Annotated in this window: 1 protein-coding gene; it reads right to left on the bottom strand. The window is 48.9% G+C overall.

Annotation, left to right across the window (positions count from 1 at the left end):
* Window positions 1-394: 394 nt before the first annotated feature.
* On the bottom strand, window positions 395-1,369 hold a 975-nt coding region (locus tag H9625_RS17305; protein ID WP_191765561.1), incomplete at its 5' end, for an IS110 family RNA-guided transposase.

Genomic DNA, 1,369 nt, shown 5'->3' with positions numbered 1-1,369 from the left:
TTCTTCTATGTTGTAATCCAAATATCCAGAGAATTTTTTTATTTTATTAAAGGTTTTCATTAGCTTTGTAATCAAGGAGTTGAAGAGGATGCAAGCTCTGCTGAGGAGCAACTTGCCAGCAATAGACTCCCTGCGTTACGCCGTAACATTGTTGAGGGATGGGACATCGGTCCTGTCCCTTTGTGTTACGGATATCGCTACATGGCTAAGAAAACCTGCCGTTTTCCTTGCCGGAACTTATTATATGGACAACCTTCTATCAGTGAACCGGGAAGTTCCCGGTCACATGTTCCTTTTCAGTCCTATTAAAGTAAAATGCCGCATTCTAAAGAAAGCAGACCTGATGGCTGCAAGAAACTGTCAGCGGTCATTCATATAGTTGTTGTCCATTGTGTCATTCAACTGTCTCATTCTTATATCTCCTTTTATATTTCAAGACATAAAAGATCCGGTTCAGCAGCTTTCGGGCTATCCGCACAATGGCCTTGTTAGGCTCCATACGCCGTGTCAGCTTTGAAAAAGCCATGTTCAAGGCCGGGTCAATCCGGGCTGCGAACCATGCGCATTCTATCAGTTTGCTCCTTAACTGCATTTGCCCCCGGAAGGTCATCTCCCCCTTATTGTCTTTCTCACCTGTGGAGTGGGAAGTGGGGACAAGGCCGATATACCCCGCAAGCCTGTCCGAATTGGCGAAACGCCGTATATCTTCCAGTTCGGCGAGTAAAGACAAAGCCGTTATCATGCCTATGCCCGGGACGGAACGTAGCAGTTCGTAGTCGGTGGCATATCCGTCTGAACGGGAAAGCGCCCTCAGCTTCCGTGTCGCTTCCAGAAGAAGCCTGCGCTGTGACTCTACGGAATCCAGCAAAAGGGAAAGACCGGCACCCCCTTCCTCCGTATCCATGCGGATGCCGTTACGCAGCCAGTTCATGAAAGCGCGTGACCAGTGGGTGCCGCTGTGCTGGAATTCTTCAGGATAGTCAATCCCATAATAATACAGGAATGCCTTAACGCGCTGTTTCATTCTTGCCAGGTCACGGACAAGGGCGTCACGGCTGCGCAAAAGGGTACGGATCTCCAATGTCTCCCTGCAAGGGACATGGATGGCTGTCAGTTCATTGTTACGCAGAGACCTGGCTATTTTCCTGCTGTCCACTGCATCCGTCTTCTGAAGACGTTCCTTCTGGCTGGTGGAGACATCCGCCGGATTAACTACTATATTCTGTATTCCCATTTCAACCAATTTATAATGCGCCCAAAAGCCACTGAAACCGGCTTCATAGGCTGACAGATAATTCCCGTTGGGAAAATGCGCGTGAAGATAAGAGGACAGGGCTTCCGGACTCGGGGGCTGAACGAATGTCTTGTG

The organism is Phocaeicola intestinalis, from assembly GCF_014837065.1.
Classification (GTDB): domain Bacteria; phylum Bacteroidota; class Bacteroidia; order Bacteroidales; family Bacteroidaceae; genus Phocaeicola; species Phocaeicola intestinalis.
Note: the sequence above shows the minus strand (reverse complement) of the source record. Positions and strands in the feature narration are given on the sequence as shown.